25 protein-coding genes are annotated in these 26,272 nt (G+C 67.5%); 9 read left to right on the top strand and 16 right to left on the bottom strand.

The window, feature by feature from the left end; translation table 11 throughout:
• The first annotated feature begins 7 nt into the window (after nt 1-7).
• On the top strand, nt 8-1,012 hold the full coding sequence (locus tag L1081_RS00690) for a 2-oxoglutarate and iron-dependent oxygenase domain-containing protein (RefSeq protein WP_489414728.1): 1,005 nt from the start codon (nt 8-10) through the stop codon (nt 1,010-1,012).
• 7 nt (nt 1,013-1,019) lie between these two features.
• Here L1081_RS00690 and L1081_RS00685 read toward each other — a convergent pair whose 3' ends face one another.
• The gene (locus L1081_RS00685) at nt 1,020-1,709 is read right to left on the bottom strand and encodes an HAD-IA family hydrolase (RefSeq protein WP_489414727.1); all 690 of its coding nucleotides are present in this window, start codon (nt 1,707-1,709) and stop codon (nt 1,020-1,022) included.
• Between the two features lie 82 nt (nt 1,710-1,791).
• Nucleotides 1,792-3,132 carry an MFS transporter gene (locus L1081_RS00680; protein WP_489414726.1) on the bottom strand — a complete coding sequence of 447 codons (1,341 nt, stop codon included), beginning with the start codon at nt 3,130-3,132 and terminating at the stop codon, nt 1,792-1,794.
• 175 nt (nt 3,133-3,307) lie between these two features.
• Here L1081_RS00680 and cyoA point away from each other — a divergent pair, with 175 nt between their 5' ends.
• The 8 genes from cyoA to trhA are packed head-to-tail and all read left to right on the top strand — an operon-like array spanning nt 3,308 to nt 10,883.
• A complete protein-coding gene (cyoA, locus tag L1081_RS00675; protein ID WP_489414725.1) occupies nt 3,308-4,336 on the top strand; it encodes a ubiquinol oxidase subunit II in 1,029 nt (342 codons plus the stop codon).
• Nucleotides 4,333-6,345 (top strand): cytochrome o ubiquinol oxidase subunit I, encoded by a 2,013-nt coding sequence (cyoB, locus tag L1081_RS00670; RefSeq protein WP_489414724.1) that lies wholly within the window; start codon nt 4,333-4,335, stop codon nt 6,343-6,345. The genes cyoA and cyoB overlap by 4 nt, the downstream gene beginning before the upstream one ends.
• Nucleotides 6,338-7,015 (top strand): cytochrome o ubiquinol oxidase subunit III, encoded by a 678-nt coding sequence (gene cyoC / locus L1081_RS00665; protein ID WP_489414723.1) that lies wholly within the window; start codon nt 6,338-6,340, stop codon nt 7,013-7,015. The genes cyoB and cyoC overlap by 8 nt, the downstream gene beginning before the upstream one ends.
• On the top strand, nt 7,012-7,425 hold the full coding sequence (gene cyoD / locus L1081_RS00660) for a cytochrome o ubiquinol oxidase subunit IV (RefSeq protein WP_489414722.1): 414 nt from the start codon (nt 7,012-7,014) through the stop codon (nt 7,423-7,425). Before cyoC ends, cyoD begins: the two co-directional genes overlap by 4 nt.
• Nucleotides 7,422-8,279: an SURF1 family cytochrome oxidase biogenesis protein gene (locus L1081_RS00655; protein ID WP_489414721.1), complete on the top strand. Its 858-nt coding sequence runs from the start codon at nt 7,422-7,424 to the stop codon at nt 8,277-8,279. Before cyoD ends, L1081_RS00655 begins: the two co-directional genes overlap by 4 nt.
• Nucleotides 8,263-9,663: an ATP-binding protein gene (locus L1081_RS00650; RefSeq protein WP_489414720.1), complete on the top strand. Its 1,401-nt coding sequence runs from the start codon at nt 8,263-8,265 to the stop codon at nt 9,661-9,663. Before L1081_RS00655 ends, L1081_RS00650 begins: the two co-directional genes overlap by 17 nt.
• Entirely contained in the window at nt 9,660-10,208 is a 549-nt protein-coding gene (locus tag L1081_RS00645; protein ID WP_489414719.1) for a response regulator, read from the top strand. Before L1081_RS00650 ends, L1081_RS00645 begins: the two co-directional genes overlap by 4 nt.
• A 12-nt stretch (nt 10,209-10,220) precedes the next feature.
• The gene (gene trhA / locus L1081_RS00640; RefSeq protein WP_489414718.1) at nt 10,221-10,883 is read left to right on the top strand and encodes a PAQR family membrane homeostasis protein TrhA; all 663 of its coding nucleotides are present in this window, start codon (nt 10,221-10,223) and stop codon (nt 10,881-10,883) included.
• Nucleotides 10,884-11,188: 305 nt separating this feature from the next.
• Here trhA and L1081_RS00635 read toward each other — a convergent pair whose 3' ends face one another.
• The 14 genes from L1081_RS00635 to L1081_RS00570 form a co-directional block, all read right to left on the bottom strand.
• A complete protein-coding gene (locus tag L1081_RS00635) occupies nt 11,189-11,413 on the bottom strand; it encodes a SlyX family protein (protein ID WP_021008727.1) in 225 nt (74 codons plus the stop codon).
• A gap of 46 nt (nt 11,414-11,459) precedes the next feature.
• Entirely contained in the window at nt 11,460-12,944 is a 1,485-nt protein-coding gene (locus L1081_RS00630) for an AAA family ATPase (RefSeq protein ID WP_489414717.1), read from the bottom strand.
• Nucleotides 12,945-13,034: 90 nt separating this feature from the next.
• Nucleotides 13,035-15,551 carry an FtsX-like permease family protein gene (locus tag L1081_RS00625; RefSeq protein WP_489414716.1) on the bottom strand — a complete coding sequence of 839 codons (2,517 nt, stop codon included), beginning with the start codon at nt 15,549-15,551 and terminating at the stop codon, nt 13,035-13,037.
• 70 nt (nt 15,552-15,621) lie between these two features.
• Nucleotides 15,622-16,494: a formate dehydrogenase accessory sulfurtransferase FdhD gene (locus tag L1081_RS00620; RefSeq protein WP_319427341.1), complete on the bottom strand. Its 873-nt coding sequence runs from the start codon at nt 16,492-16,494 to the stop codon at nt 15,622-15,624.
• Nucleotides 16,491-16,904, bottom strand: coding sequence for a hypothetical protein (locus tag L1081_RS00615; protein ID WP_489414715.1), 414 nt, complete (start codon nt 16,902-16,904; stop codon nt 16,491-16,493). The genes L1081_RS00620 and L1081_RS00615 overlap by 4 nt, the downstream gene beginning before the upstream one ends.
• The gene (locus tag L1081_RS00610; RefSeq protein ID WP_489414714.1) at nt 16,901-18,124 is read right to left on the bottom strand and encodes a formate dehydrogenase subunit gamma; all 1,224 of its coding nucleotides are present in this window, start codon (nt 18,122-18,124) and stop codon (nt 16,901-16,903) included. The genes L1081_RS00615 and L1081_RS00610 overlap by 4 nt, the downstream gene beginning before the upstream one ends.
• A gap of 12 nt (nt 18,125-18,136) precedes the next feature.
• Nucleotides 18,137-18,391 carry a hypothetical protein gene (locus L1081_RS00605; RefSeq protein ID WP_489414713.1) on the bottom strand — a complete coding sequence of 85 codons (255 nt, stop codon included), beginning with the start codon at nt 18,389-18,391 and terminating at the stop codon, nt 18,137-18,139.
• Nucleotides 18,388-19,011 carry a formate dehydrogenase FDH3 subunit beta gene (gene fdh3B / locus L1081_RS00600; RefSeq protein WP_015866837.1) on the bottom strand — a complete coding sequence of 208 codons (624 nt, stop codon included), beginning with the start codon at nt 19,009-19,011 and terminating at the stop codon, nt 18,388-18,390. The genes L1081_RS00605 and fdh3B overlap by 4 nt, the downstream gene beginning before the upstream one ends.
• 9 nt (nt 19,012-19,020) lie before the next feature.
• Nucleotides 19,021-22,011: a molybdopterin-dependent oxidoreductase gene (locus L1081_RS00595; protein ID WP_489414712.1), complete on the bottom strand. Its 2,991-nt coding sequence runs from the start codon at nt 22,009-22,011 to the stop codon at nt 19,021-19,023.
• 15 nt (nt 22,012-22,026) lie between these two features.
• Nucleotides 22,027-22,257, bottom strand: coding sequence for a formate dehydrogenase (locus L1081_RS00590; protein ID WP_489414711.1), 231 nt, complete (start codon nt 22,255-22,257; stop codon nt 22,027-22,029).
• A 113-nt stretch (nt 22,258-22,370) separates the two neighbouring features.
• On the bottom strand, nt 22,371-22,988 hold the full coding sequence (locus L1081_RS00585; protein WP_489414710.1) for a molecular chaperone TorD family protein: 618 nt from the start codon (nt 22,986-22,988) through the stop codon (nt 22,371-22,373).
• A complete protein-coding gene (locus tag L1081_RS00580) occupies nt 22,985-25,123 on the bottom strand; it encodes a 4Fe-4S dicluster domain-containing protein (RefSeq protein ID WP_489414709.1) in 2,139 nt (712 codons plus the stop codon). The genes L1081_RS00585 and L1081_RS00580 overlap by 4 nt, the downstream gene beginning before the upstream one ends.
• Entirely contained in the window at nt 25,047-25,700 is a 654-nt protein-coding gene (locus L1081_RS00575) for a DUF3306 domain-containing protein (RefSeq protein WP_489414708.1), read from the bottom strand. The genes L1081_RS00580 and L1081_RS00575 overlap by 77 nt, the downstream gene beginning before the upstream one ends.
• A complete protein-coding gene (locus L1081_RS00570) occupies nt 25,693-26,262 on the bottom strand; it encodes a DUF3305 domain-containing protein (RefSeq protein ID WP_489414707.1) in 570 nt (189 codons plus the stop codon). The genes L1081_RS00575 and L1081_RS00570 overlap by 8 nt, the downstream gene beginning before the upstream one ends.
• Nucleotides 26,263-26,272: the final 10 nt, after the last annotated feature.

Genomic DNA, 26,272 nt, shown 5'->3' with positions numbered 1-26,272 from the left:
CACGCCCATGACCGACCCGCAAATGCTCCCCGTGATCGACGTCGCCTCGCTCGTGGCCGGCGCCCCTGGTCGCGAAGGCGTGGCCGCACAGATCGGCGCCGCCTGCCGCGCGCATGGCTTCTTCTATGTCACGGGCCACGGTGTCGACGCGGCGCTGGTGCGGCGGCTCGAAGACCTGAGCCGCCGGTTCTTCGAACTGCCCGAAGAAAACAAGCTGCAGTGGCGCATGGCTTTGGGCGGACGCGCCTGGCGCGGCTACTTCCCGCTCGGCGGCGAGCTGACCTCGGGCCGGCCCGATTGGAAGGAAGGCCTCTACCTCGGCACCGAGTTGCCCGCATCGCATCCGCTGGTGCAGGCAAAGACGCCGGTGCACGGGCCCAACCTGTTCCCCGGCGTGCCGGGTTTGCGCGAAACCATCCTCGCCTACATGGCGGCCGTCACGCAGCTGGGCCACCGGCTGATGGAGGGCATCGCGCTGAGCCTCGGCCTGCCGGCGTCGTATTTCGCCGAACGCTACACCGCCGACCCGCTGATCCTGTTCCGCCTCTTCAACTACCCTTCGCAGCCCGTGCCCGAAGGGCTCGACGTGCAATGGGGCGTGGGCGAGCACACCGACTACGGCCTGCTCACCCTGCTGCACCAGGACGACGTGGGCGGCCTCGCCGTGCACACGCCCGGCGGCTGGATCGATGCGCCGCCGATTCCGGGCTCCTTCGTCTGCAATATCGGCGACATGCTCGACCGCATGACGGGCGGACTCTACAAGTCGACGCCGCACCGCGTGAAGCGCAACACCTCGGGCCGCGACCGGCTCTCGTTTCCGCTGTTCTTCGACCCGAACTTCGAGGCGCGTGTGCAGCGCATCGAGGGCCTGGCGGGCGCCGAGGCGCGCGACGACAGCGCCGGGCGCTGGGACCGCGCCAACGTGCACGCCTTCAACGGCCGCTACGGCGACTACCTGCTCGCCAAGGTGTCGAAGGTGTTTCCGCAGCTGCGCGACGAAGTGCTCTGACTCCGGACTACGCGAGCCTCTCCAGCGGCACGGGGAACCAGCGCGGCACGTGAGCGATGGCCTCGTGCAGCGAGTCGAGCACATGGAATGCCCGCTCGACGATCGCGGCGGGCGGATGCTTGAGGTCCGGCACGATCACGACCCGAAGGCCCGCCGCCAGCGCGGCCTTGGCGCCGTTCTCGCTGTCCTCGAAGGCCACGCATTCCGCCGGGTCCACGCCCAGGCGCTCCGCCGCGAGCAGGTAGAGCGCGGGATCGGGCTTGGCGCGCGCCACCTCGTCGCCGCCTGCGAAGGCCTCGAAGTGATGGAGCACGTCGAGGCTGCCGAGGCAGGCCGCGATCTGGCCGCGCGCGGACGACGAGGCGACCGCGCAGCGTGTGCCGCGTCCGCGCAAGGCAGCGAGCAACTCGGCCGCGCCGGGCTTGATGGGAAAGAGTGGCCGGGCGTCGCCGTCGGCGCGCTCCAGCTGCAGCGCGGCGGTCACTTGCGTCGCCGCGTGCTGGTAGGCGGCCATGCCGCCGAGCAGCGCCGCAAGGATCTGCTTCGATTCGCCCATGGCCAGCCCCACGCATTGCAGGTACTGGGCGTGCGAAAGCTCGATGTCGAGCGTGCGGGCCGCTTCGATCCAGGCGGCCATGATGGGCCGCTCCGAATCGATCAGCAGCCCGTCCATGTCGAAGATGGCGGCGGTGAACATGGGGTGATCCTAAGCCCCGTGCACCGGAAAACAAAAAGGGGCCCAGCGGCCCCTTTTGGAGAAACGGCTGCGATCCGCCTCTTCAGTCGCGCACCAGCGCCCGGTTGAGCCCCAGCGCCGCCAGCGTGCCGACCGCACCGGACAGCAGGTAGACGCTGACATAGGCCAGCCCGAAATTCGCCGACAGCCCCAGCGCCACCAGCGGCGCGAAGGCGGCACCGATGAGCCAGGCCAGGTCGGCCGTGAGCGCGGCGCCGGTGTAGCGGTACTTGGGCTCGAAGTTCGAAGTCACGGCGCCCGCCGCCTGGCCGTACGAGAGGCCCAGCAGCACGAAGCCCAGCAGGATGAAGATGTCCTGCCCGATGCGGCCGCCGTCGAGCAGCGTGGGCGCAAAGCCGCTGAACACCGCGATCATCGCGGCCAGCCCGCCCAGCGTGAAACGCCGGCCCACGCGGTCGGCAACCAGGCCCGAGGCCACGATGCCGCCGGCGCAGAACACCGCGCCGATCATCTGCACCACCAGGAACTCGGTGATCGACTGGTCGGAGTACAGCGTGATCCACGACAGCGGGAACACCGTGATCAGGTGGAACAGCGCATAGCTGGCCAGCGCCGCGAACGCGCCGATCAGCAGGTTGGCGCCCTGCGAGCGGGTCAGCTCGACCACGCTGGTGGGCTGCAGCTCGCGCTCTTCGAGCAGGCGGGAATATTCTTCGGTAGCCACCAGCCGCAGGCGCGCGAACAGCGCCACCACGTTGATCGCGAAAGCCACGTAGAAGGTGTAGCGCCAGCCCCAGTCGAGGAAGTCCTTGGACGGCAGGTTGGCATAGAGGTAGGCGAACAGCGCGCTGGCCACGAAAAATCCGAGCGGCGCGCCCAGCTGGCCCAGCATGGCGTACCAGCCGCGGCGGTTTTCCGGCGCATTGAGCGCCAGCAGCGACGGCAGGCCGTCCCACGAGCCGCCGAGCGCCAGGCCCTGGGCGAAGCGGAACACCGACAGCAGCACGATCGACGTGAACCCGAGGCTCGCGTAGCCCGGCAGGAAGGCGATGCCGGCGGTAGAGGTTCCCAGCACGAACAGCGCAATGGTCAGCTTGGCTTCCCGCCCGAAGCGTCGCTGGATGGCCATTGAAATGACAGTTCCGAACGGCCGCGCAATGAACGCGAAGGAAAAAACCACGAAGGCGTAGAGGGTTCCCTCCAGACGCGCCTCGAACGGAAAGAAGACCGCCGGGAACACCAGCACCGAGGCAATGCCGTAGACGAAGAAATCGAAATATTCCGACGCCCGGCCGATGATCACGCCCACGGCGATCTCGCCCGGCGCGATGTGTGAATGTTCGCCGCCCTGCCGGGCGTCGTTTTCGGACGTGTTCGGCACAGGCTGTGCGCCTTGCGGACTGATGCTGGACGTCGTCGTCATTGCGTTTTTTAATTCGGGTGTCACCGGCAGTGACCAAGGTAGACCATTGAACAGGGTCCAAGCGTCTCACCGAATGAGGATTCCCGCCATAGGACAAAACGTCCAATAGGCGGCAGAAGCCTTTGGTCGTAGATTGTGGAGTCTTTGCGCAGCCCACGCACTTCTTTCTTTCGGCATGCCCACCCTCAAATCTCTTCGCCGATGGCCCCTGTTGCTTCCGCTTGCCTTGCTGGCAGGCTGCAACACGGTGCTCATGAACCCTTCCGGCGACATCGCCAACCAGCAGGGACGCCTCATCGTCGTCTCCACCGTGCTGATGCTGATCATCATCATTCCGGTGATCGCGCTGACCCTCTTCTTTGCCTGGCGCTACCGCCAGTCGAACAAGGAGGCCGACTACAGCCCCGACTGGGACCATTCCACCCAGCTCGAGCTCGCGATCTGGGCCGCGCCGCTCCTGATCATCATCGCGCTGGGCGCCATCACCTGGATCAGCACCCACACGCTCGACCCGTACCGCCCGCTCAGCCGGCTCGACGCCGAGCGCCCGATTCCCGCCGAGGCCAAGCCGCTGGTGGTCGAAGTGGTGGCGCTCGACTGGAAGTGGCTCTTCATCTACCCCGAGCAGGGCTTTGCCACGGTGAACGAAATGGCCGCGCCGGTCGACCGGCCGATCACTTTCAAGATCACGGCCTCCTCGGTGATGAACTCCTTCTTCATTCCTGCGCTGGCCGGCCAGATCTACGCCATGCCGGGCATGGAAACCAAGCTGCACGCGGTCATCAACAAGCCGGGCGAGTTCGAGGGCTTCTCGGCCAACTACAGCGGCGCCGGCTTCTCCGGCATGCGCTTCAAGTTCCACGGCCTGAGCAACACCGACTTCGACCAGTGGGTGCAGAAGGTCAAGGCCGGCAAGGACGGCGAACTCACGCGCGAGCAGTACAAGAAGCTCGAAGTGCCGAGCGAGCGCGAGCCGGTGCGGCACTACGCCGCAGTGGCCCCCGACCTGTACGACGCCATCCTCAATCTCTGTGTCGACCGCAACAAGATGTGCATGAAGGAAATGATGGCCATCGACGCGGACGGCGGACTGGGCAAGCCCGGCGCGTTCAACATCGCCACCAGGCAGGCCTGGCAGGCTGACACCCTCACCAATTCGCCCAAGCGCAAGTACGTCACGGCGATGTGCACCACCGAAGAATGACGATGTTCGAGAACCTTGACCTGACGAAGCTCATCTTCGGCCGCCTCACCTGGGAGGCGATTCCCTACCATGAGCCGATCCTGATCGGCACCTTCATCGCGGTCGTCCTCGGCGGCCTCGCACTGCTGGGCGCCATCACCTACTACAAGGTGTGGGGCGTGCTGTGGCGCGACTGGATCACCAGCATCGACCACAAGAAGATCGGCATCATGTACATCATCCTTGGCCTGGTGATGCTGCTGCGCGGCTTCTCCGACGCCATCATGATGCGGGCCCAGCAGGCCATCGCCTTCGGCGACAACGCCGGCTTCCTGCCGCCGCACCACTACGACCAGATCTTCACCGCCCACGGCGTGATCATGATCTTCTTCGTGGCCATGCCGCTGGTCACGGGCCTCATGAACTTCGTGGTGCCGCTGCAGATCGGCGCGCGCGACGTGGCCTTCCCGTTCCTGAACAACTTCAGCTTCTGGATGACCACCTTCGGCGCCGGCCTCGTGATGGCGTCGCTCTTCGTGGGTGAATTCGCCAAGACCGGCTGGCTCGCCTACCCGCCGCTGTCGGGCATTCTCTTCAGCCCCGACGTGGGGGTGGACTACTACATCTGGTCCTTGCAGATCGCAGGGGTCGGCACGCTGCTGTCGGGCGTCAACCTGCTGGCCACCATCGTGAAGATGCGCGCGCCCGGCATGACGATGATGAAGATGCCGGTGTTCACCTGGACGGCCCTGTGCACCAACGTGCTGATCGTGGCCGCCTTCCCGGTGCTCACGGCCGTGCTCGCGCTGCTGTCGCTGGACCGCTACGTCGGCACCAACTTCTTCACGAACGACCTCGGCGGCAACGCCATGATGTACGTGAACCTGATCTGGATCTGGGGCCACCCCGAGGTCTACATCCTGATCCTGCCGGCCTTCGGCATCTTCTCGGAAGTGGTGTCCACCTTCAGCGGCAAGCGCCTTTTCGGCTACGCCTCGATGGTCTACGCCACGGTGGTGATCACGATCCTGTCGTACCTCGTGTGGCTGCACCACTTCTTCACCATGGGCTCCGGTGCCAGCGTGAACTCGTTCTTCGGCATCACGACGATGATCATCTCGATCCCGACGGGCGCGAAGATCTTCAACTGGCTCTTCACCATGTACCGCGGCCGCATCCGCTTCGAGTTGCCCATGATGTGGACCATCGGCTTCATGATCACCTTCGTGATCGGCGGCATGACGGGCGTGCTGCTCGCGGTGCCCCCGGCCGACTTCGTGCTGCACAACAGCCTGTTCCTGATCGCCCACTTCCACAACGTGATCATCGGCGGCGTGCTGTTCGGCATGCTGGCAGGCATCACCTACTGGTTCCCGAAGGCCTTCGGCTACAAGCTCGACCCGTTCTGGGGCAAGTGCTCGTTCTGGTTCTGGATCGTGGGCTTCTGGTTCGCGTTCATGCCGCTGTATGTGCTGGGCCTGATGGGCGTCACGCGCCGCATGAGCCACTTCCAGGACATGTCGCTGCAGATCTGGTTCCAGGTTGCGGCCTTCGGCGCGGTGCTGATCGCGCTGGGCATCGCCTCGTTCCTGATCCAGCTGGTGGTGAGCTACATCCGCCGCGACTCGCTGCGCGACACCACGGGCGACCCGTGGAACGGCCGCACGCTCGAATGGTCGACCTCGTCGCCGCCGCCGGCCTACAACTTCGCGTTCACGCCGCGCATCCACGACAACGATGCCTGGACCGACATGAAGCGCCGCGGCTACGCCCGCCCGGTCGACGGCTTCACGCCCATCCACATGCCCAAGAACACGGCCGCAGGCTTCATCATCGCGGCCCTGGCCGGGGCCTGCGGCTTTGCGCTGATCTGGCAGATGTGGCTGGTGGCGGGCGTGGCGTTCTTCGCCATGCTGGCAGCCGTCATCATCCACACCTTCAACTACAAGCGCGACTACCACATCCCCGCGGAAGAAGTCGTTCGCACCGAGGCCGAGCGCACCCGCCTCCTGGCAGCAGCCCATGTCTGATACCACCGCCCTCCACTCTCCCGCGGGCCATCACGCCCAGGCCGGCGCCCACAGCGACGCCACGGGCAAGCCGCCCGTGTTCGAGCTGTTCCACGTCGGCAACGACCACCACCCCGAAAACGGCACGCTGCTCGGCTTCTGGCTCTACCTGATGAGCGACTGCCTCATCTTCGCCTGCCTGTTCGCGGTGTACGGCGTGCTCGGCCGCAGCTACGCGGCCGGCCCTTCGGGCGCCGACCTGTTCGACCTGCCGCTGGTGGCGGTCAACACCTCGCTGCTGCTGCTGTCGTCGATCACCTATGGCTTTGCGGTGCTCGAGATGCAGAGAAAGCGCATGGGCGGCACGCTGGCCTGGCTGGCTATCACGGGCCTCCTGGGCGCGGGCTTCATCGGCCTGGAGCTCTATGAGTTCGCGCACCTGCTGCACGAAGGCGCGGGCCCGCAGCGCAGCGCGTTCCTGTCGTCATTCTTCGCACTGGTGGGCACCCACGGCCTGCACGTGACCTTCGGCATCGTGTGGCTCGTCGTGCTGATGTTCCAGCTGCCCAAGCACGGTTTCACCGCCGCCAACCGCCGCCGCCTGATGTGCCTGTCGATGTTCTGGCACTTCCTGGACGTGGTGTGGATCGGCGTCTTCACCTTCGTCTATCTCATGGGATCGATGGCATGAGCAACGCCCACACCGAAAACGCAGCGCACGGCCATGGCGCACACGATGCGCACGACGATCATCACGACGATGGCCCCGTGAGCCACAGCACCTTCAAGGGCTACATGACCGGCTTCGTGCTGGCCGTGATCCTGACCGCGATTCCCTTCTGGCTCGTCATGGGCAACGTGCTCGGCAAGACGAGCACCACCTCGCTTGTGATCCTGGGCTTTGCCGCGGTGCAGATCGTGGTCCACATGATCTATTTCCTGCACATGGACGCCAAGTCCGAGAGCGGCTGGAACATGCTGGCGCTGATCTTCACGATCGTGCTCGTCGTCATCACGCTGGCCGGATCGCTCTGGGTCATGTACCACATGAACGCCAACATGATGCCGATGTCGGTGCACGACATGAAGAACATGCCTTGACGTCCCCGCCGCCAGACCCCAGCACCCACGACGACACACCGGCCGGCCGCCAGCGAGGCGCGGCGGCCCGGGTGGCTCTGGCGGTCTGTGCGGCCCTTGCCTTTGCCGGCTTCTTCGCGCTCGGCACCTGGCAGGTCGAGCGCCGGGCCTGGAAGCTCGATCTCATCGCCCGCGTCGAGCAGCGCGTGCATGCCCCGGCCTCCGAAGCGCCCGGACGCGAGCGCTGGCCGCAGGTGAGCGCGGCCGCCGACGAATACCGCCGCGTGCGCATCGCCGGCCGCTTCCTCCACGACAAGGAAACCCTGGTTCAGGCCAGCACCCGGCTCGGCGCCGGCTTCTGGGTGCTGACGCCGCTGCAGGCCGCCGACGGCAGCATCGTGCTGGTCAACCGGGGCTTCGTGCCGCCCGAGGCGCGCGACCGCGCCGCCCGCGCAGCCACCGAGCCCCAGGGCGAAACCACCGTGACCGGCCTCCTGCGCATCAGCGAGCCCAAGGGCGGCTTCCTGCGCCGGAACGAACCGGCCGCCGATCGCTGGTTCTCGCGCGACGTGCAGGCCATTGCCGCGGCGCGCGGCCTCGACGACGCGGCACCGTACTTCGTCGATGCCGAGGCCGCGCCCTCCCCGCCCGGCGCGGCCCCCGCCTGGCCGGCCGCGGGCCTCACGGTCATTGCCTTTCCCAACAGCCACCTGGTCTATGCGATCACCTGGTACGGCCTTGCGCTGATGGTCCTGGGCGCAGCCTGGTTCGGCTGGCGCGAGGGGCGCCGGCGCGCCGGCGGGGCCGATGGCGGCACAGGCGAAAATACGGCCCATGCCGACGCCACCGCCCGCCCCGATGCCCGCCGCGACTGAAGCCGTCGCGGTCGCGGGGGAACTGCATCCGCCGCGCGCGGGCGTGGCAAGCCTGGACAACGCCACCGGCCACAAGAACATGCAGCAGCTGATCCAGCTGCGCTGGTTCGCGGTGGTCGGGCAGGTCGCCACCATCCTCGTCGTGCACTACGGCTTCGGCATCCGGCTGCCGCTGGAGCACATGCTGCAGGTGCTGACCTGCCTCGCGCTCTTCAACGGCGTGAGCCTGCTGCGCTCGCGCAGCCCGCGCCGCGTGACCAACGGCGAGCTCTTTCTCGCGCTGCTGGTCGACGTGGCCACGCTCACCGCCCAGCTCTACCTGAGCGGCGGCGCCACCAATCCCTTCGTCTTCCTGTACCTGCTGCAGGTCATCCTGGGCGCGGTGCTGCTCAAGGCCTGGTCGACCTGGACCATCGTGGTCGTCACCAGCCTCTGCTTTGCGGGGCTGGCGCTCTTCTCGCGCCCCCTCGCACTGCCGCTCGACCACGACCGCGGTCTCTGGAGCCCCTATGTGCAGGGCATGCTGATCTGCTTCGCGCTCAACGCCGCGCTGCTGGTGGTGTTCATCACGCGCATCAGCCGCAACCTGCGCGCACGCGACGCACGGCTGGCCGACCTGCGCCAGCGTGCATCGGAAGAGGAGCACATCGTGCGCATGGGGCTGCTGGCCTCGGGCGCCGCGCACGAACTGGGCACGCCGCTTGCCACGCTGGCCGTGATCCTCGGCGACTGGCGCCGCCTGCCGCATTTCAGCTCCGACCCCGAGCTGCTGACCGAGGTGGCCGAGATGGAGCTGCAGATCCAGCGCTGCAAGAGCATCGTGAGCGGCATCCTGCTGTCGGCCGGCGAGGCGCGCGGCGAATCGTCGGAAGAAACCACCGTCCGCACCTTCCTCGACGAACTGGTCGAGGAATGGCGCAGCACGCGTCCGGTCGAAGAGTTCGACTACGAGAACCGCTTTGGCCAGGACCTGCCCATGGTCTCCGACTCGGCGCTCAAGCAGATGATCTGCAACGTGCTCGACAATGCGCTGGAAGCCTCGCCGCACTGGCTGCGCTTCGAAGTGGCGCACGACGCCGACGCGCTGACCCTCACGGTCACCGATGCAGGCCCGGGCTTCCTGCCGTCCATCCTGAAGGAGTTCGGCAAGCCCTACCAGTCGAGCAAGGGCCGCCCGGGCGGCGGGCTCGGGCTGTTCCTGGTGGTCAACGTGGCGCGCACCCTGGGCGGCCGCGTGGCGGTGCACAACCGGCCCGAGGGCGGCGCCATCGTGGCCATCACGCTGCCGCTTGCGGCGGTCGTGCTCGAAGAGGAAGACGAGGACGAAGAGACCCAGGCCATCGGCGCCGCCGACACCATCATCGATCGAAACGCAAGGCCATGACGGAAACCACCGAAGCCGAACGCCAGCTGCTGATCGTCGAGGACGACGCGGCCTTCGCGCGCACGCTCGGCAAGTCGTTCGAGCGCCGCGGCTATGCGGTCACGCACGCCACCAATGCCGACGAGGTCGAGGCGCTGCTGCAGGCCCATTCGCCCGGCTATGCGGTGGTCGACCTGAAGCTCAACGGCGAGGCCTCGGGCCTGGCCTGCGTGCAGATGCTGCACCGGCACAACCCGAAGATGCTGATCGTGGTGCTGACCGGCTTTGCCAGCATTGCCACGGCTGTCGAAGCCATCAAGCTCGGCGCCTGCCACTACCTGGCCAAGCCATCGAACACCGACGACATCGAGGCCGCCTTCGGCCGCGCCACCGGCACCACGGAGGTGGAGCTGACCAACCGCTCGACCTCGATCAAGACGCTCGAATGGGAGCGCATCCACGAGATGCTGGCCGAGACCGGCTTCAACATTTCCGAAACCGCGCGGCGGCTCGGCATGCACCGGCGCACGCTGGCGCGCAAGCTCGGCAAGCAGCAGGTCAAGTAAAGGTGAAATAGCATGACTTCCAGCAAACCGGTGTCTGCGGTCCGCGCCCAGACCGCGCTCGAAGAGATCTTCAATGCGTTGAGCCACGGCCTCGGCCTGCTGCTGGCCGTGGCGTCGCTGCCGATCCTGGTCTACAGCGCCTCGCAGAGCGGCCAGGCCGCGAGCGTGGTCGGCGCCTCGCTCTTTGCCGGCACGGCCATCGTGCTGTATTTGATCTCCACGCTGTACCACGCACTGCCGATGGGCCGGGCCAAGGCATGGTTCAACCGGCTCGACCACGCGGCCATCTACCTCTTCATCGCGGGCAGCTACATGCCGTTTCTCTTCGGCGTGCTGCGCGGGCCCTGGGGCTGGACGCTGTTCGGCTGCATCTGCGCCGCGGCGGCGCTCGGCGTGGGCGCCAAGCTGTTCAACCGGCTGCGGCATCCGCTGTGGTCGACCGGGCTCTACGTGGCGATGGGATGGATGGCGCTGATGGCAGCGGTGCCGCTGTACGAGCGCATGTCACCCGCGGGCCTGGGCTGGCTCGTGGCCGGCGGGCTGTTCTACACCGCGGGTGCGGTGGTCTTCCTGTTCGACAACAAGGTGCGCTTTGCCCATTCGGTGTGGCACCTGTTCGTGCTGGCGGGCAGCACCTGCCACTTCTTTGCGGTGCTCTGGCATTCGCACGGTTGATCTTGTTTTGGGCGCTGCTGTTCGGGACGCTGCTGTTCTTGTTCGGGGCACGTGCACAGGCCACCGGGTACTCCCCTCCGCGAATGTCCCCCGGCCTTCGGCCTCCTCCTTTATTTCGCTGCGGGGAGCACCCGATGCCCTGTGCACCAGGGCACGCTGCTGGTGTACCGCTGATCAACGACCGCTCTGCATAACGATCCCGCCGATGGGGTGCCTTGCGCAGCGAAATAAAGGAGGAGCCGAAGGCGGGGGACATTCGCGGAGCAAGGTACCCCGTCGGCGGGAGCGCCCCCCGAACAAGGCACTCAATAATGCGGCGGCAGCTCGTCGCGCAAGTTGCGCGCCGCCCCCTCCTGCCCCGCGTTCTGGCTTTGCTGCTTGAGCTGGGTGACCTGCAGGATCAGACTGTCGATCTGCTGCTGTTGCCGGTAGATCGTCATGTTGAGCTGCTCCAGCAGGTCCTCGGCATAGCTCGACTTGATCTCGAGTTCGGTCAGGCGCTCTGCGAGCTCGTTCGGTGGATAGTCCATGCCGCTATTGGACAGGAAGATCCACCGTTTTTTTGTGACGCCCCGCTCAGCAAGGAAGACTCGCCACCGGCTCGCTGACCTCGCGCGATGGCACCGCGACGCGCGCCGTACTCTCCTTTGACTGCGGCTTCGCGGCCTCGCCCGCCATTCGGCTCAGCGCAAGCGCCACCTGCAGCGGATAGAGCGTGCGCGCATCACCCTCGGCCTTGTTGCTCACGGTGGTGCCGGCGGCTTCGCTCATGCTGGCCGTGCGCACCGCGTCGGGCCGGTGCACAGGCACCATGAACGGCGAGTGCGTGGTGTAGATGATCTGATTGGCGAAATCCTGCTCGAAGTGCGCGAGCAGGTCGGCCTGCGAGCGCGCATGCAGATGCAGGCCGGGCTCGTCCAGCAGCAGGACGGCATCGCCGGCACCCTTCGTGTCCGCGAAGAAGGTGACGTAGAACGAGAAGAACCACTGGAAGCCGCGGCTGCGCTCGTCGAGGTTCACTTCCACGTCGTAGGCGCGGTTCGGGTCGGACACCAGCGTGTCCATGTACGGCCCGTCCAGGTTGAAGCGGACCTTGAGCTCGCGGTCCTTCCAGAGCCGGCGGATCTCGGCGGTGACGACGGAGCCGGCGCGGTTGGCGAGCTGGTTGCGCGTGGCCTGGTCGTTCTTCTCCAGCAGGTCCTGCAGCTGCTGCGGATCGAGCCCCGCGACCTTGCAGAGCTTCTCGAAGTTGCGCTGCTCCGGCGCGGCTTGCCCCCAGCCCTTGCGCGCGAGGTGCTCGGCAATGTTCTGCCGGCCGGGCAGCGCCGGGTACTCGTCCACGTAAATGAACCGGGGCAGCTTGTCGAGCACCCACTGCTTCGCCCTTGCAAGCGCCGGCGTGTCGTTGGCGATAGCGCGGGCCATCTCCTCGAGCTCGACGAGCATCTGCTCCTGCTTGTCGCTGAGTTCGGCATCCGCGGCGGCCATGGCTTGGCGCAGCGACTGCAGCGCCGCCACCGCACCTGCCGACCACCGGATGTAGTCGGGGCTCAGGATCATCGCGGCGTCGAAGGCGTCGGCCGCCTGCTCCAGCGTCGCGCGCGCGTCGTCGGCGAGCTTCTCGGCCGCGGCCTTCACCGCGGGCACGATCTTGCGGACCTTGCCCTTGATGTCGGACACGTCGAGCGAGAGGTCGCCGAGTCCTTCGAGGCCGCTCCAGCGCGCCGTGCCGTAGCCCCGGCCCGCCGTGACGTGGCGCACGTTGGCCGCGCGCGGAAGCATCTGCGCCAGCTCGGCCCGCTCGCTGTCTTCGAGGGCCCAGCGCGTCGCGACGACCGGCGTGTCGTCCTGGCATTCCTCGAGGCGGCGATGCCGCGGAAAGTCCTTGACCGGGCTGAGTTCGGCCAGGCCCTCGGCCGGGTTCAGGCTGTGCAGCGCGCGCAGCAGGTTCGATTTGCCGCTGTCATTTCGACCGAGGATCGCCGTGATCTGTGGGGTATCGATGGAGCCGCTGTCGTTGATCGAGCGAAAGTTGGTGATCTGGAATGACGCCAAGCGCATGGAGGGGGTTTCTTCTCAACGAATGAATGATTGCAGGGCCGGGGAATGTATTGCATTCCCCGCCCTCTTCGCCCCCGCGGAAGGAAAAATCTATTCCGCCGCGCGCCGCAGCGTGTCGACCACCGGCCTGCGCAGCACGTCGCGCAAGCCCCACCAGCCCGCCGCCAGCGCCAGCACCGCGCCCGCGAGCGCGCCGGCAATCGGCACGATGGGCGACGCCGTCCAGGTGAAGTCGAACACGTAGCGTGCAAGGCCCCAGCCGATGGCCGAGGCCACGATGCTTGCGAGGAAGCCCGCCAGCAGGCCCACGCCCGCCAGCTCGGCGCGCTGCACCTGGCGCAGCAGGCTGGCCCGCGCGCCCACCGCGCGCATCACGGCGAACTCGCGCGCGCGCTCCTCGCGCGTGGCGGTGACTGCGGCGAACAGCACCACCAGCCCCGCCGCGAGCGTGAAGCCGAACAGGAACTCGACCGCGCGGATCACCTGGTCGAGCACGCGCTGCACCTGGTTGATGGTGGCGCTCATGTCGACGTTGGTCACGTTGGGGTAGCTGCGCACCAGCGCGTTGTCGAAGCCGCGCGTCTCGGGCGCGCGGAAGGCGCCCATGTAGGTCACCGGCACGTCGGGCAGCGCGGCCACGGTGTACATCACGAAGAAGTTCGCATGCATCGAGCCCCAGTCGACCTTGCGCAGCGAGGTGATGCGCGCATCGTTCTGCATGCCGCCGATGTCGAAGCGCAGCACGTCGCCGAGCTTGAGGCCGAGCGTCTCGGCCAGGCCTTCTTCCACGCTCACTTCGCCCGGCGCATCGGGCTTCCATGCGCCGGCCACGATGCTGTTGTGCGCCGGCGCCTCCACGCTGTTGCTGAGGTTGAACTCGCGGTCCACCAGGCGCTTGGCGCGGTCTTCCACGTAGTCGTCGGGCGACACCGGCTTGTCGTTGACGGCCACCAGGCGGCCGCGGATCATCGGATACCAGTCGAACTTGCGCACGCCGGCATCGCGCAGCGACTTCTGGAACGCGGTGCTCTGGTCGGGCATGACGTTGATCACGAAGCGGTTCGGCGCATCGGGCGGCGTGGCCTTGCGCCAGCTCGCGACGAGGTCGGTGCGCAGCAGCACCAGCAGCACCAGTGCGAGCAAGCCCACGGCCAGCGCGCTGACCTGCACCACCGCGTAGGCCGGCCGCGCCGAGATCTGGCGCGTGGCCAGCACCAGCCAGCGCGGCGCGGTGCTTTCATTGACGCTGCGGCGCAGCACCTTCACCGCGAGCCAGCTCAGCAGTGCGAACACGGCCACCGCGCCCGCGAAGCCGCCGACGGCGATCAGGCCCAGTTTCAGGTCGCTGCTGGCCGCGATCAGCAGGGCCGCGAAGCCGGCCACGCCAATGCCCAGCACCGCGAGCGACGCGGGCTTGAGCCCGCCGACGTCGCGCCGGATCACGCGCAGCGGGGGCACCCGCGCCAGCTGCAGCACCGGCGGCAGGCCGAAGGCGAACAGCAGCGTGAGCCCCATGCCCAGGCCGAAGGCCACGGGCCACAGGGTGGCCGCGGGCAGCGCCGCTTCCACCAGCCCCGCAAGGAGCACCACGAACACGTAGTGCACGCCGAAACCGATCACCACGCCGAGGCTGCTGGCCACGATGCCGACGACGGCAAACTCGAACGAATAGGCCAGCGCAATGGTGCGCTGGCTCTGGCCGAGCACGCGCAGCATGGCGCAGTCGTCGAGATGGCTGGCCGCGAAGCCGCGCGCGGCCAGCGCCACCGCCACGGCCGACAGCAGCGCCGCGAGCAGTGCAACCAGGCTCAGGAATTTCTCGGCGCGGTCCAGGGTCTGGCGCATCTCGGGCCGCCCGCCTTCGAAGGAGTCGAGCCGCACGCCGCGCATCTCGCCCTTCTTGATGGTGGCCTCGGCCCAGTCGGAAAAGCGCTTGACGGCCGCGTTCTCGCCCGCCACGGCATAGCGGTAGCCGACACGGCTCGCAGGCTGCACGAGGCCGGTGCGAGGCACGTCCACCTGGTTGAGCATCACGCGCGGCGAGAAACTCATGAACCCCGCCCCCCGATCCGGCTCCAGGGTAATCACGCGCCCGATGCGCAAACCGCTGTCGCCAAGAAGAAGCATGTCCCCCACCTTGAGCGCGAGCGAATCCAGCAGCGAGGCATCGACCCAGACCTCGCCCGCCGGCGGAATGTCGCGCGTGATGCTGCCGGGCGCATCGGGGGCGATTGCGGTCTGCAGGTTGCCGCGCAGCGGATAGCCCGCGGTCACGGCCTTCAGGGCCACCAGCTTGCTCGCTCCGCCTTGGGCATCGTCGGCCCGCGCCATGGTCGGAAAGCCATAGGTGCCAGTGCCTTCGAGTCCGAATGCGCGGGCCTGCGCGATGAAGGTCGCAGGCGTGGGGTTGTCGCTCACGACCACCGCATCGCCGCCGAGCAGCTGCCGCGCATCGCGCTGCAGGCCTCCCTTCAGCCGGTCGGCAAAGAAGCCGACCGCCGTGAGCGCGGCCACGGCCAGCACAACGGCAACGATCAAGAGGCGCAGTTCGCCGGCGCGCAGATCGCGCCACAGGGTGCGCCAGCCAAGGCGGAAGGAGGCATTCATGGGCGAGACGATAGCCGACGCGCGTGCACCGGGGCCTTTCAGGGGCTTACCGCGAGTAGGGTGAAAGGCCTTAGGCCGGATTGCGGCGCGCGAGTTCCGGCTGCAGCACCAGCCGGTCGACGCCCGCGTAGCAGACGAAGTGTCGGTTGGTCGCGCGGCCGATGGCGCACAGGCCCACGCGCGTTGCCACCTCGTGGCCCATCTGCGTGATGCCGCTGCGCGAAACCACGATCGGCACGCCCATCTGCGCCGACTTGATCACCATCTCGCTCGTGAGCCGGCCGGTGGTGTAGAAGACGCGGTCGCCGGCCAGCGCGCCGGGCGGCTGCATGGCGCACCAGCCCGCGATGGTGTCGATGGCGTTGTGGCGGCCCACGTCTTCCACGAAGGAGTGCATCGTGGCCTCGGTGCCGCCGGGCTCGAGCGTGAACAGCGCGCAGCCGTGCACCGAGCCGGCCGACTTGTAGGTGCTCTCCTGAAGCCGGATCGCGTTGACCAGCGCATAGAGCTGCGCCTGCGTCATGCGCGTGGGCGGCAGCTGGAGCTTGTCGATGTCGGCCATCAGGTCGCCGAACACGCTGCCCTGGCCGCAGCCGGTGGTCACCACTTTCTTGGCGGTGCGCTCTTCGATGCGGTCGATGCCCGCATGCGTCTTGACCGCAGCGGCGCCGACCTCCCAGTCGACCGTGACCGACTCGACGTCGCTGGCCGCTTCGATCAGGCGCTGGTTCAGCAGATAGCCCAGCACCAGCAGTTCGGGCTGGGCGCCGAGCGTCATCAGCGTGACGAGTTCGCGCCGGTCCACGTACACCGTGAGGTCGCGCTCGGCGGGAATGGAGACGGTGCCGCGCGCGCCATGCTCGTCGACAACCTCGACCTCGCGCGTCAGCGCGGCGCGGGCCTGGGTGAGACGCGGAAGCGGTAACGGCAGCGGCGTCGTCACTGCGCCTTCGGCGTCGGATTGGTGGTGGCGGCAGGCTGCGTGGTGCTGGGCGGCGATGCGGCCGTGGTGGCCGGCGAGTGCGCGCCCGCAGCCTCGATGGGCTTGGCTTCCGCCGGTGGCGTGAAGGCAAAGGGGCCAGGGTCGGCGCAGGGCGGCGTGGCAGGCGCTGGCGGCACCGGCTTGCCGGCCGCGGTGGCGCTGGCGCGGTACTTGGCCGCGACGCGGTCCTGCGCCTGGCAGAGCTTGTAGGCATCGACCTTGCCGTTCCAGGCGGTCTTGGCGGCGGCTTCGGCGGCCTTGGCCTTGGCCTCGGGAGTGGCGGACGGCGGCGGCAGCTTGGCCCATGCCGCGGGCGCGGCCAGCGCGAGCACCAGCAGCGATGCGCAAGAGAGATTCAACGGCAGCTTCATGAGGGTGTTCCTTCGGCGGGTCTCACGGGCCGCGCGGCCGGTGCCGTGGCCAAGCCGGCCGGCACCGTGCGCTGCGCAGGGATCTTGCCCGCGGCGATGTCGTCGTACCAGAGTTCGTGATGCTCCCTGGCCCAGGTCTCGTCGACGTAGCCGGTGCGCATGGCCTTGTAGGCGCCCGTCATGCCGAGCGTGCCGATGTAGATGTGGCCCATGATCATCGCGATCATCAGCAGGGTTGCGATGCCGTGGACCATGTGCGCCACCTGCATCTCGCCGCGCGTGTAGACGAAGCCCGGCAGCAGCTTGTCCAGGAAGAGCCCCGAGCCGATGACGATGGATCCGAGGAACAGCACGCCGCCCCAGAAGACCATCTTCTCGCCCGCATTGAAGCGGTGCGACGGCACTTCCTTGCCGCCGAACAGGCCGCCGAAGCGCGCGAGCCATTGGAGGTCGCTGGCGCGCGGCAGGTTGTCGCGAATGAAAGTGAAGACCATGAGCACGATCGTCACCACGAACAGCGGCCCGACGAAGTTATGGACGTTCTTGAGCGCGTAGGCAATCCAGCCGAAGAGCGAAGCGCCCATCCACGGCATCAGGAAGAACTTGCCGAAAGCCATCACGAGGCCGGAGATCGCGAGCGTGACGAACGCGATGGCGTTCGACCAGTGCGTGGCCCGCTCGAACGGCGTGAAGCGCTCGATCTTGCGGCCGGTTTCCTGGCCATGCAGGCGGATGGGACCGCGCGTGAAATAGAAGATGGCCAGCGCCAGCAGCACGACGAACAGCAGTGCCGCGCCGTAGGGAATGATCCAGTCGTTGCGCACCTGGCGCCAGGCTTCGCCGGCATTGGTGAAGCGCGAACCGGGGTACTGCACGAACGGCTGGATCAGGTTGCCGGCCTCGGGCGCCTGGCTTTTCGGCAGGCTGCTGTAGCCGGTCACGCCCTGCCCCACCTGGCGCCACATCGGCGCGTTGTTGCCGGGCTGCACCTTCATGCGCTCGCCATTGGTCTGGTTCGCGTAATTGGGGTCGGCGCTGGCTTCGGGCTTGACCTCGAAGATGTTCTGGCCGCGAATGCCGCCCGCGGCGGGTTCCAGTGCGGCGGTTGCGGCAGGTGCCGCGGGTGCGGACGCCGTTCCAGGGGCGGCCGGCGGCTGCGCCTGCGCGAAGGCCGTACCCAGCGCGGCAAGAAGAACGAGAGCGGTCAGCGCTTGCTTCATGGGCTCTCCGCTTCAGTTCTCTTTGTTGTATTCGTTCTGCCCGTTCTGCGTGCGGGTCTTGAGCTGCTGCTGCCAGGCAGTCTTGTCGCCGACCTGCCAGCCGGGCGCGGTGAACACCGTGCCGGCGTTCTCCTTGGTGCCCGTGCCGCTCCAGGGCACGGCGTCGTGCTTGACGCCCTGCGCGTTGGTCTGCGGCTTCTCGCCGCAGGCCGCCAGGCACGTTGCGACCAGCGCAACGCCGGCGAAGACGAGGCCCGGCCGCTTCACTTGCGCACTCCACCGGCCGGCGGGGTGCCAGCCTGCTGCGAGCCGTAGGCGGTGCCCCAGCCCCAGACCTCGGCGCCCTTGCCGCGCTGGACCACGCGGGTGCGGAAGATGTCGGCCACCACGTCGCCGTCGCCGGCCAGAAGCGCCTTGGTCGAGCACATCTCGGCGCAGGCCGGGAGCTTGCCTTCGGCGAGCCGGTTGCGGCCGTATTTCTCGAACTCGGCTTCGGAGCCGTTGGCCTCGGGGCCACCGGCGCAGAAGGTGCACTTGTCCATCTTGCCGCGCACGCCGAAGGTGCCTTGCGACGGGAATTGCGGCGCGCCGAACGGGCAGGCGTACGAGCAATAGCCGCAGCCGATGCACACGTCCTTGTCGTGCAGCACCACGCCTTCTTCGGTGCGGTAGAAGCACTGCACCGGGCACACGGCCATGCAGGGCGCGTCGGAGCAGTGCATGCAGGCCACCGAGATCGACTTCTCGCCCGGCACCCCGTCGTTGAGCGTGACCACGCGGCGGCGGTTCACGCCCCAGGGCACCTCGTTCTCGTTCTTGCAGGCAGTGACGCAGCCGTTGCATTCGATGCAGCGTTCCGCGTCGCAGACAAATTTCATTCGTGCCATGGTGCTTCCTTATGCCTTTTCCACATTGCAGACCGTGGTCTTGGTCTCTTGCATCATGGTCACGCTGTCGTACCCGTAGGTCGTTGCGGTGTTGATCGCCTCGCCGCGCACCACGGGGGCTGCGCCTGCGGGGTAGTAGCCGAGCATGTCGACGCCCTGCCAATGGCCCGAGAAGTGGAACGGCATGAAGACCGTGTCGGGCCCCACGCGTTCGGTCACCAGGGCCTGCACGTTGAGCTTCGCGCCGGTGGGCGTGTGCACCCAGGCGCGCTCGCCGTTGCGGATGCCCTTCTCGGCCGCGACCTTGGGGTTGATCTCGATGAACATCTCCTGCTGCAGCTCGGCGAGCCAGGGGTTCGAGCGGGTTTCCTCGCCGCCGCCCTCGTACTCGACCAGCCGGCCCGAGGTCATCACGTACGGGAATTTCTCGGCCACCTTGTCGGCGATGTTCTTCTGCTGCACGCTCTTGTAGAGCGTGGGCAGGCGCCAGAACGCCATCTTGTCGTCGTGCGTCGGATACTTGGCCATGAGGTCGGGCCGGTTGCCGTACAGCGGCTCGCGGTGCTGCGGAATCGCGTCGGGGAAGTTCCAGACCACCGCGCGCGCCTTGGCATTGCCGAAAGGGTGGCAGCCATGGTTCTTCATGAACACGCGGATCATGCCGCCCGAGCTGTCGGTCTTCCAGTTCTTGCCTTCGGCCTTGGGCTTCTCGGCCTCGGTAAGCTCGTCCCACCAGCCCAGCTTCTTGAGCAGCACGTGATCGAGTTCGGGGTAGCCGGTGGTGATGTCGGCACCCAGCGAATGCGAGCCATCCTCGGCCAGCAGGTTCTTGCCGTCGCGCTCCACGCCGAAGTTCGCGCGGAAATTGCCGCCGCCTTCCATCACGTGCCTGGAGGTGTCGTACAGGTTGGGCGAACCCGGGTGCTTGAGCTCGGGTGTGCCGTAGCAGGGCCACGGCAGGCCGAAGTAATCACCCGTGAGGTCGTAGCCGTTGACCTTGTCCTTCACGCCGGCCTTCACCTTGAGCGTACGCACGTCGAAGGCGCCCATGTTGCGCATGTGCGCCTGCAGCCGCTCGGGGCTCTGGCCGGTGTAGCCCACGGCCCAGCAGGTCTTGTTGATCTCTCGCAGGATGTCGTCGGGCAAGGGCTCGTCCATGCCCTTGACCTTCTGCATCTTGTAGTTCTTGCTCAGTTCCTTGCCGAAGCCCAGGCGATCGGCGAACTGCTGCATGATCATGTGGTCGCTGCGGCTTTCCCACAGCGGCTCGATCACCTTCTCGCGCCACTGGATCGAACGGTTCGACGCCGTGACGGAGCCGCTGGTCTCGAACTGCGTGCATGCGGGCAGCAGGTAGACGGCGCGGTTCTTGTTGAGGTCGTCGGGGTTGCCGGGCATGGCCGCCATGGCCGCGGTGGCCGAAGGATAGGGGTCGACCACCACGAGCAGGTCGAGCTTGTCCATGGCGCGTTTCATCTCGAGGCCGCGCGTCTGCGAGTTGGGCGCATGGCCCCAATAGAACACGCCGCGCAGGTTCGAGTCCTGGTCGATCAGCTCGTTCTTCTCGAGCACGCCGTCGATCCAGCGCGACACGGTGATGCCGGGCTTCGTCATCATCGCGGGCGACGCGAAGCGGCCCTTGATCCACTCGAAGTCGACGCCCCAGGTGGCGGCGAAGTGCTTCCACGAGCCTTCGACGATGCCGTAGTAGCCGGGCAGCGAGTCGGGGTTCGGACCCACGTCGGTGGCGCCCTGCACGTTGTCATGGCCGCGGAAGATGTTGGTGCCGCCGCCCGACTTGCCCACGTTGCCGAGCGCGAGCTGCAGGATGCACGAGGCCCGCACGATCGCGTTGCCGATGGTGTGCTGCGTCTGGCCCATGCACCATACGACGGTGCCGGGGCGATTCTCGTTGAGCCAGGTGGCTACCTTGAGCACCTGCGCCTCCTTCACGCCGCAGGCCTCCTCGACCTTGTCGGGCGTCCACTTGGCCAGCACTTCCTCGCGCACCTTGTCCATGCCGAAGACGCGGTCGTTGATGTACTGCTTGTCTTCCCAGCCGTTCTTGAAGATGTGGTGCAGGATGCCGAACAGGAAGGCGATGTCGGAGCCCGAGCGGATGCGCACGTACTCGTCGGCCTTGGCCGCGGTGCGCGTGAAGCGCGGGTCGACCACGATCATCTTGCAGCCATGCTCCTTGGCATGGAGCATGTGCAGCATGCTGACCGGGTGGGCTTCGGCGGCGTTGGAGCCGATGTACATCGCCACCTTGGAGCCGCGCATGTCGTTGTACGAATTGGTCATGGCGCCGTAGCCCCATGTGTTCGCGACGCCGGCAACGGTGGTCGAGTGGCAGATGCGCGCCTGGTGGTCGCAGTTGTTGCTGCCCCAGAAGCTCACGAACTTGCGCAGCAGGTAGGACTGCTCGTTGCTGTGCTTGGACGAGCCGATCCAGTAGACCGAATCGGGCCCGCTGGCCTGGCGCAGGTCCTTCAGCTTGGCGGTGATCTCGTCGAGCGCGGTGTCCCAGCTGATGCGTTCGTACTTGCCGTTGACCAGCTTCATCGGGTAGCGCAGCCGGTATTCGCCGTGGCCGTGCTCGCGCAGCGCGGCGCCCTTGGCGCAATGCGCGCCAAGGTTGATCGGCGAATCGAACACTGGCTCCTGGCGCACCCAGACGCCGTTCTCGACCACCGCATCGGAGGCGCAGCCGACCGAGCAGTGGGAGCACACGGTGCGCTTGATCTCAACCTTGCCGGCGCCGACCGCGGCGGGCCGCGCTTCGCCGGCAGCCTCGGCCTTGCGCATCAGCGTGAGCTGGCCCGCGGCCAGGCCCACACCGACGCCGAGCCCGGAGCGCCGCAGGAAGGCGCGCCGGTCCATGGTGGGCAGCGCGCCCGAAAGGCCGCGCCGCAGGCTGTGGATGAACGGGGAAGACGACTCGCGCTCCCCTTGCCGCGAGACACTGTTCGCGGGGGCTGTTTTCTTGGTCAACAACATCTTGGGTTTTCCGCTTCAGGCCGAAGCGGTCTTGTAATAGCGCTTGACGTGTTCGCTCAGCGAATAGCCGCCGCCTTTTTCAGGCGCGGGCTTCGCCGCGGGCGCAACGGCCTCGACGGCCGCAGGGGCCGGCGCGACCTTGGGGAGCACCGAAACCGCGGCAACCGCGGCACCGGCGCCGGCGGCACCTAGAAAGAAACCTCGACGCGAGGCCGGCTTGGTGCCGGCCGCTTGGCTGTCCTGCATGTGATCTCCAGGAGTGGCTGGGGGCAAATCAGATGTGAACTGATCTTCGTACATCTGGATACTAGTCTAGACCCTTAGTTCCGACAATCGAACTTTCCCTGTGAAATGGTCAATCAGCCGAGCATGTCGAAGCCTTGGACTTCGATCTCGGCGAAAGCGCAAGTAAAACCGGCCAGCGACGCATAGAAATGCGCCTTCGGATGTTGCGCCACCGCATCGCACAGTGTCGGCAGCCACGACTGCAGATGGGTGGCAAAAAAAGCCCGCTGCTGCGCGAGGTTGGCCACCGCCGCGTCGTCGCCGGCAATCAGGTAGCGCATCACCTCGAACAGGCAGGCGACATGGTCTTCGCTCTCGGACACGGTCTCGTCGCGCGCGAGCCCCAGCCGTGCCAGGTCGGTGCGCAGCTGCGCCAGCGGCTTGTCGTTGAGGAAGCCGCTCAGGTAGTGCGAGCCGAACAGGTAGATCTCGGGCTTGCCCATGCCGCCGAACAGCGCGTCGTACTCGGCATGCACCGCGGCCGCGTCGGTGCCGCGCGCCGCGCCGACCAGCTGTCGCCAGGGCTCCTCGAGGAAGGCGCCAGCCGCGGGAGCCTCGGTCGGCGCCACGCCGAAGGCGCCGAGCAGGTCGGCGTCGGGCGCCGCATACCAGAGGCGCGCGAGCAGGCCGTAGACCTCGGCGCGCGCAATTTCCTCGTCGAGCGCCGAGGTCATGGGAGGAAACTGGCTCATAGCTGCGTGATCTTCATTTCGTTCTGCGCGCTGTACAGGTCGATCACCCGGCAGTCGCTGCACATCTTGAGCCGCTCGAGCGCCTCGCCCTGGAACATGGCGTGGCCCGCCAGCTTGCCGAGCATCGCCTCGATGGCCTTCTGCGTTCCGAACGGCTTGCTGCAGCGGATGCAGGCCCAGGGCTTGGCCTCGTTGAGCACCACGGGCTGCTTGCGCTCGGGCGCGGCCAGGAGGCGCGGCACAAGCGCAATCGCGTTCTCGGGGCAGGTGGTTGCGCACAGCCCGCACTGCACGCAGTTCTTCTCGATGAAGCGCAGCTGCGGCGCATTCTGGTTGTCCTGCAGCGCACTCGCGGGGCAGGCGCTCACGCAGGCCAGGCACAGCGTGCAGCTGTCCTTGTTCACCGTGACCGCGCCAAAAGGGGAGCCGGCGGGCAGCGCAATTTCAAGCGCAGCGGCGGCATCGGCAGGCGGCGCCGACAACGCGGGCGCCTGCGCCATCAGGTGGTCGAGCGTCATCTCGAGCGTGCCGCGCTTTTCGGCGCCCACGGCAAAGCGCGCCGCGGTGGCAGGCACGCGCTGGCGCGTGGTGCGCAAGCCGGCCAGGGCCGCGTCGAGAGCGGCCGGCGTGCCGGCCTCGACCAAGTGGAAATGCGTGCCGGTGTAGCCCAGGCCCGTGAGCAGCGCCTGCGCGACGGCCATCTGCTTCTTCAGCGCATCGAGGTACTGCGGCGCTTCCTCGCCGGTGGAAAGCACCGCCACCTGCGAGGCGCCGAAGGCGATGGCACTGAGCCACAGGTCGATGCCGGTGCTCGCGACATGCATCAGCGCCACCGGCAGCACATGCGCGGGCATGCCGCCGAGGCCGTCGCGCTTGCCGCGCCCCAGCTGGGCCACACGGCCCAGTTGTTCGACGAGCGCCTGCCCGCCCTCTTCGTTGTGCAGCAGCACCGTGGCGTCGCGGCCGCCGGCGCCGAGATAGGTGGCCAGCAGCGTGCGCAGCTTGCGGCCCTGGTCGGGCGTGCGCGGATAGGTGTAGCCCAGCGCGCCGGTCGGGCACACGGTGGTGCAGGCACCGCAGCCCACGCAGAGCTGCGGATTGACGACGATGCGCTGGCGCTCCTTGTCGCTCGAGATGGCATGCGCCGAGCAGACCTCGACGCAGGCGTTGCATCCCACCACCTCGTTGCGGCTGTGGGCGCAGAGCTTCTGCTTGTAGTCGAAGAACTTCGGCTTCTCGAATTCGCCCACCAGCTCGCGCAGGCGCAGCACGGTCGACAGGCCCTCGGCATGCGCGAGCCCGCCCGCCAGGTGGAAGTAGCCTTGCGGCGGCGCATGCCAGTCGATCAGCGCGCTCGCGCCCAGGTCGAGCACCAGGTCGAACTCGGCATCGAGCACCTCGGGCGCGCGGCCGAAATGGATGGCGCCGGCCACGCTGCAGGCTTTTTCGCAGTCGCGGTGCGAAGTGCACCTGGCCATGTCGATCTGGTAGTCGAGCCCGATCGCCTGTTCGGGGCAGGCGCCGAGGCACGCATTGCAGCGCGTGCACAGGTCCAGGTCGATGGGGTTGTCGCGCGTCCACTTCAGCGAGAAAGCGCCGAGCCATCCCGTGAGCGATGCGATGCGCCCCGCCATCACGGGCCAGCGGCGTTCCTGCGCGCCGCCGGCCGCGCCCGGGCCGGTGGAAAAGATCGAGACCTGCAGCGAATCGGCGACCAACGCCGCGGCCTTCTCTGCCGCGTCGAGCGGGCCGACGATCAGGAGCCGACCCTGGCTCGCGTAACTCACGGTCGAGACCGGGTCGGGCTCGGGCAGGTGGGCCACGGCCAGCAGCGCGGCGATCTTGGGGCTGGCGCTCTTGGCGTCGCGGCTCCAGCCGCCGGTTTCGCGGATGTTCACGAAGCGGATCGGCGAGGTCGCGCCTTCGGTCTGTTCGGCCAGCTCGGTGAACAGCCGGCGCTCCTGCGTGCAGGCCACCACCACCTCGTCGCCCGAGCGGATGGCGCGCTGGAAAGCCGGCGCCTCGCGGCGGCACAGGGTGGAATGAAGGGGCAGCGACTCAGCCAGCGCCGCGCCGAGCGTCTTCGGCTCGAGCGGCATCGTCTGGTTGCAGTCGCAGATCAGCGTTGTGGTCATCGGTCTTCTGGCTTGCGGGCTGCACGTTTGCAACCTGCTGGCTGGGGAGGAATTCCTCCGGAGGCTCGGACTGTGCCACGTCCGGCGGCGCGGCGGCTTGCGGGGTTTCCGCGGGTGCGCCGGATTCGTGTTGCACCTCGGCTTCTTCCTCGTGCTCGAACAGCCTGAGGAACTTGGCGCTGGCCATCTGGCGCAGCACGCTGTCGGGGATCGGCGTCGATTGGGAATAGTCGTCGACGTAAGTGTCCATGCCGTCCATTACGTTGAACTGCGGATCGGCAAAGAGCTTTCTGAAAGCAGTGTTTTTGACCTCGGGCGCGACGTTCCTGGCCACGAAGGGCCGGAAATCGGACTCGGGCGTGAGCGCCTGTGCGTCGGCGAGCGTGGGCGGGGGGATTTCCCCTTGCGCTTCGGAGGGAGGGCCGGCTGCGGGGTCAGCAGCCGCAGGCAGAGGCGCTGCCGTATCGATGCGCGCTACGGCCGCCTCTTCCACCTCTTGCACGGCGGGTGGCGGCGGCACCTCTTCGCGCGCCTCCTGCTTGCGCCGCGACCAGCGGCCGAAGAAATTCTCAGACATCGCCCGCTCCGCGTCCGCGCTTCTTCTCGGTCGACACGCTGGCCGCATTGCCGAAGCGATCGACCAGCGGACGGAAACTCTCGGGCCGCTTGCGGCGCTTGGGCTCGATCACGTAATGCGCCTGCACGAAGCCGCGCATCCACTCGATCACCTCGTCGGGCGCGGGCACCTGCTCCACCGTTTCCTGCGCGTCGAGCCATCGGCCGGCCTCGTTGTAGCTGAGGCTCACCACCACCGGTCGCGCGATCGGCTCGTCGGCGACGGTGGGCTCTTCCTCCATGCGCCACAGCACGAACCAGCAGGGCGCAGGCGTGGTGGCATTCAGGTGATAGCCCTCTACGTCGTCGCGGAACAGCTCGGTCTTGAAGCCGGGGTGCAGCCAGCGCTGCGCGCTCTCGTTCGCCTCGAGCAGGCGCGGCTCGGTGCCGAAGCCGGGCTGGTCGGGGCCGACGTTTTCGAGAATCCAGCGCCAGGACTGCCAACGGCTGTCCACGCGCTCGCGGCGCATCACGACGGCAACATCGATGGAAGGATTCATGTGGCGATCGTAGCGCCGCCGCATGCCGCTTTCG

Origin of the sequence: Variovorax sp. MSC1_012, from assembly GCF_023667525.1 — a bacterium.
GTDB lineage: Bacteria > Pseudomonadota > Gammaproteobacteria > Burkholderiales > Burkholderiaceae_C > Variovorax > Variovorax beijingensis_B.
Note: the sequence above shows the minus strand (reverse complement) of the source record. Positions and strands in the feature narration are given on the sequence as shown.

What these genes read in the sequence shown, in the direction of transcription:
- L1081_RS00690 (WP_489414728.1), top strand. Translation starts at nt 8, where the DNA reads ATGACCGACCCGCAAATGCTCCCCGTGATCGACGTCGCCTCGCTCGTG.
- L1081_RS00585 (WP_489414710.1), bottom strand. Translation starts at nt 22,988, where the DNA reads ATGAGCCAGTTTCCTCCCATGACCTCGGCGCTCGACGAGGAAATTGCG.
- L1081_RS00645 (WP_489414719.1), top strand. Translation starts at nt 9,660, where the DNA reads ATGACGGAAACCACCGAAGCCGAACGCCAGCTGCTGATCGTCGAGGAC.
- L1081_RS00575 (WP_489414708.1), bottom strand. Translation starts at nt 25,700, where the DNA reads ATGTCTGAGAATTTCTTCGGCCGCTGGTCGCGGCGCAAGCAGGAGGCG.
- L1081_RS00590 (WP_489414711.1), bottom strand. Translation starts at nt 22,257, where the DNA reads ATGCAGGACAGCCAAGCGGCCGGCACCAAGCCGGCCTCGCGTCGAGGT.
- L1081_RS00680 (WP_489414726.1), bottom strand. Translation starts at nt 3,132, where the DNA reads ATGACGACGACGTCCAGCATCAGTCCGCAAGGCGCACAGCCTGTGCCG.
- L1081_RS00580 (WP_489414709.1), bottom strand. Translation starts at nt 25,123, where the DNA reads ATGACCACAACGCTGATCTGCGACTGCAACCAGACGATGCCGCTCGAG.
- cyoC (WP_489414723.1), top strand. Translation starts at nt 6,338, where the DNA reads ATGTCTGATACCACCGCCCTCCACTCTCCCGCGGGCCATCACGCCCAG.
- L1081_RS00610 (WP_489414714.1), bottom strand. Translation starts at nt 18,124, where the DNA reads ATGAAGCAAGCGCTGACCGCTCTCGTTCTTCTTGCCGCGCTGGGTACG.
- cyoA (WP_489414725.1), top strand. Translation starts at nt 3,308, where the DNA reads ATGCCCACCCTCAAATCTCTTCGCCGATGGCCCCTGTTGCTTCCGCTT.
- L1081_RS00630 (WP_489414717.1), bottom strand. Translation starts at nt 12,944, where the DNA reads ATGCGCTTGGCGTCATTCCAGATCACCAACTTTCGCTCGATCAACGAC.
- L1081_RS00625 (WP_489414716.1), bottom strand. Translation starts at nt 15,551, where the DNA reads ATGAATGCCTCCTTCCGCCTTGGCTGGCGCACCCTGTGGCGCGATCTG.
- cyoD (WP_489414722.1), top strand. Translation starts at nt 7,012, where the DNA reads ATGAGCAACGCCCACACCGAAAACGCAGCGCACGGCCATGGCGCACAC.
- L1081_RS00595 (WP_489414712.1), bottom strand. Translation starts at nt 22,011, where the DNA reads ATGTTGTTGACCAAGAAAACAGCCCCCGCGAACAGTGTCTCGCGGCAA.
- L1081_RS00615 (WP_489414715.1), bottom strand. Translation starts at nt 16,904, where the DNA reads ATGAAGCTGCCGTTGAATCTCTCTTGCGCATCGCTGCTGGTGCTCGCG.
- cyoB (WP_489414724.1), top strand. Translation starts at nt 4,333, where the DNA reads ATGACGATGTTCGAGAACCTTGACCTGACGAAGCTCATCTTCGGCCGC.
- L1081_RS00635 (WP_021008727.1), bottom strand. Translation starts at nt 11,413, where the DNA reads ATGGACTATCCACCGAACGAGCTCGCAGAGCGCCTGACCGAACTCGAG.
- fdh3B (WP_015866837.1), bottom strand. Translation starts at nt 19,011, where the DNA reads ATGGCACGAATGAAATTTGTCTGCGACGCGGAACGCTGCATCGAATGC.
- L1081_RS00570 (WP_489414707.1), bottom strand. Translation starts at nt 26,262, where the DNA reads ATGCGGCGGCGCTACGATCGCCACATGAATCCTTCCATCGATGTTGCC.
- trhA (WP_489414718.1), top strand. Translation starts at nt 10,221, where the DNA reads ATGACTTCCAGCAAACCGGTGTCTGCGGTCCGCGCCCAGACCGCGCTC.
- L1081_RS00650 (WP_489414720.1), top strand. Translation starts at nt 8,263, where the DNA reads ATGCCCGCCGCGACTGAAGCCGTCGCGGTCGCGGGGGAACTGCATCCG.
- L1081_RS00685 (WP_489414727.1), bottom strand. Translation starts at nt 1,709, where the DNA reads ATGTTCACCGCCGCCATCTTCGACATGGACGGGCTGCTGATCGATTCG.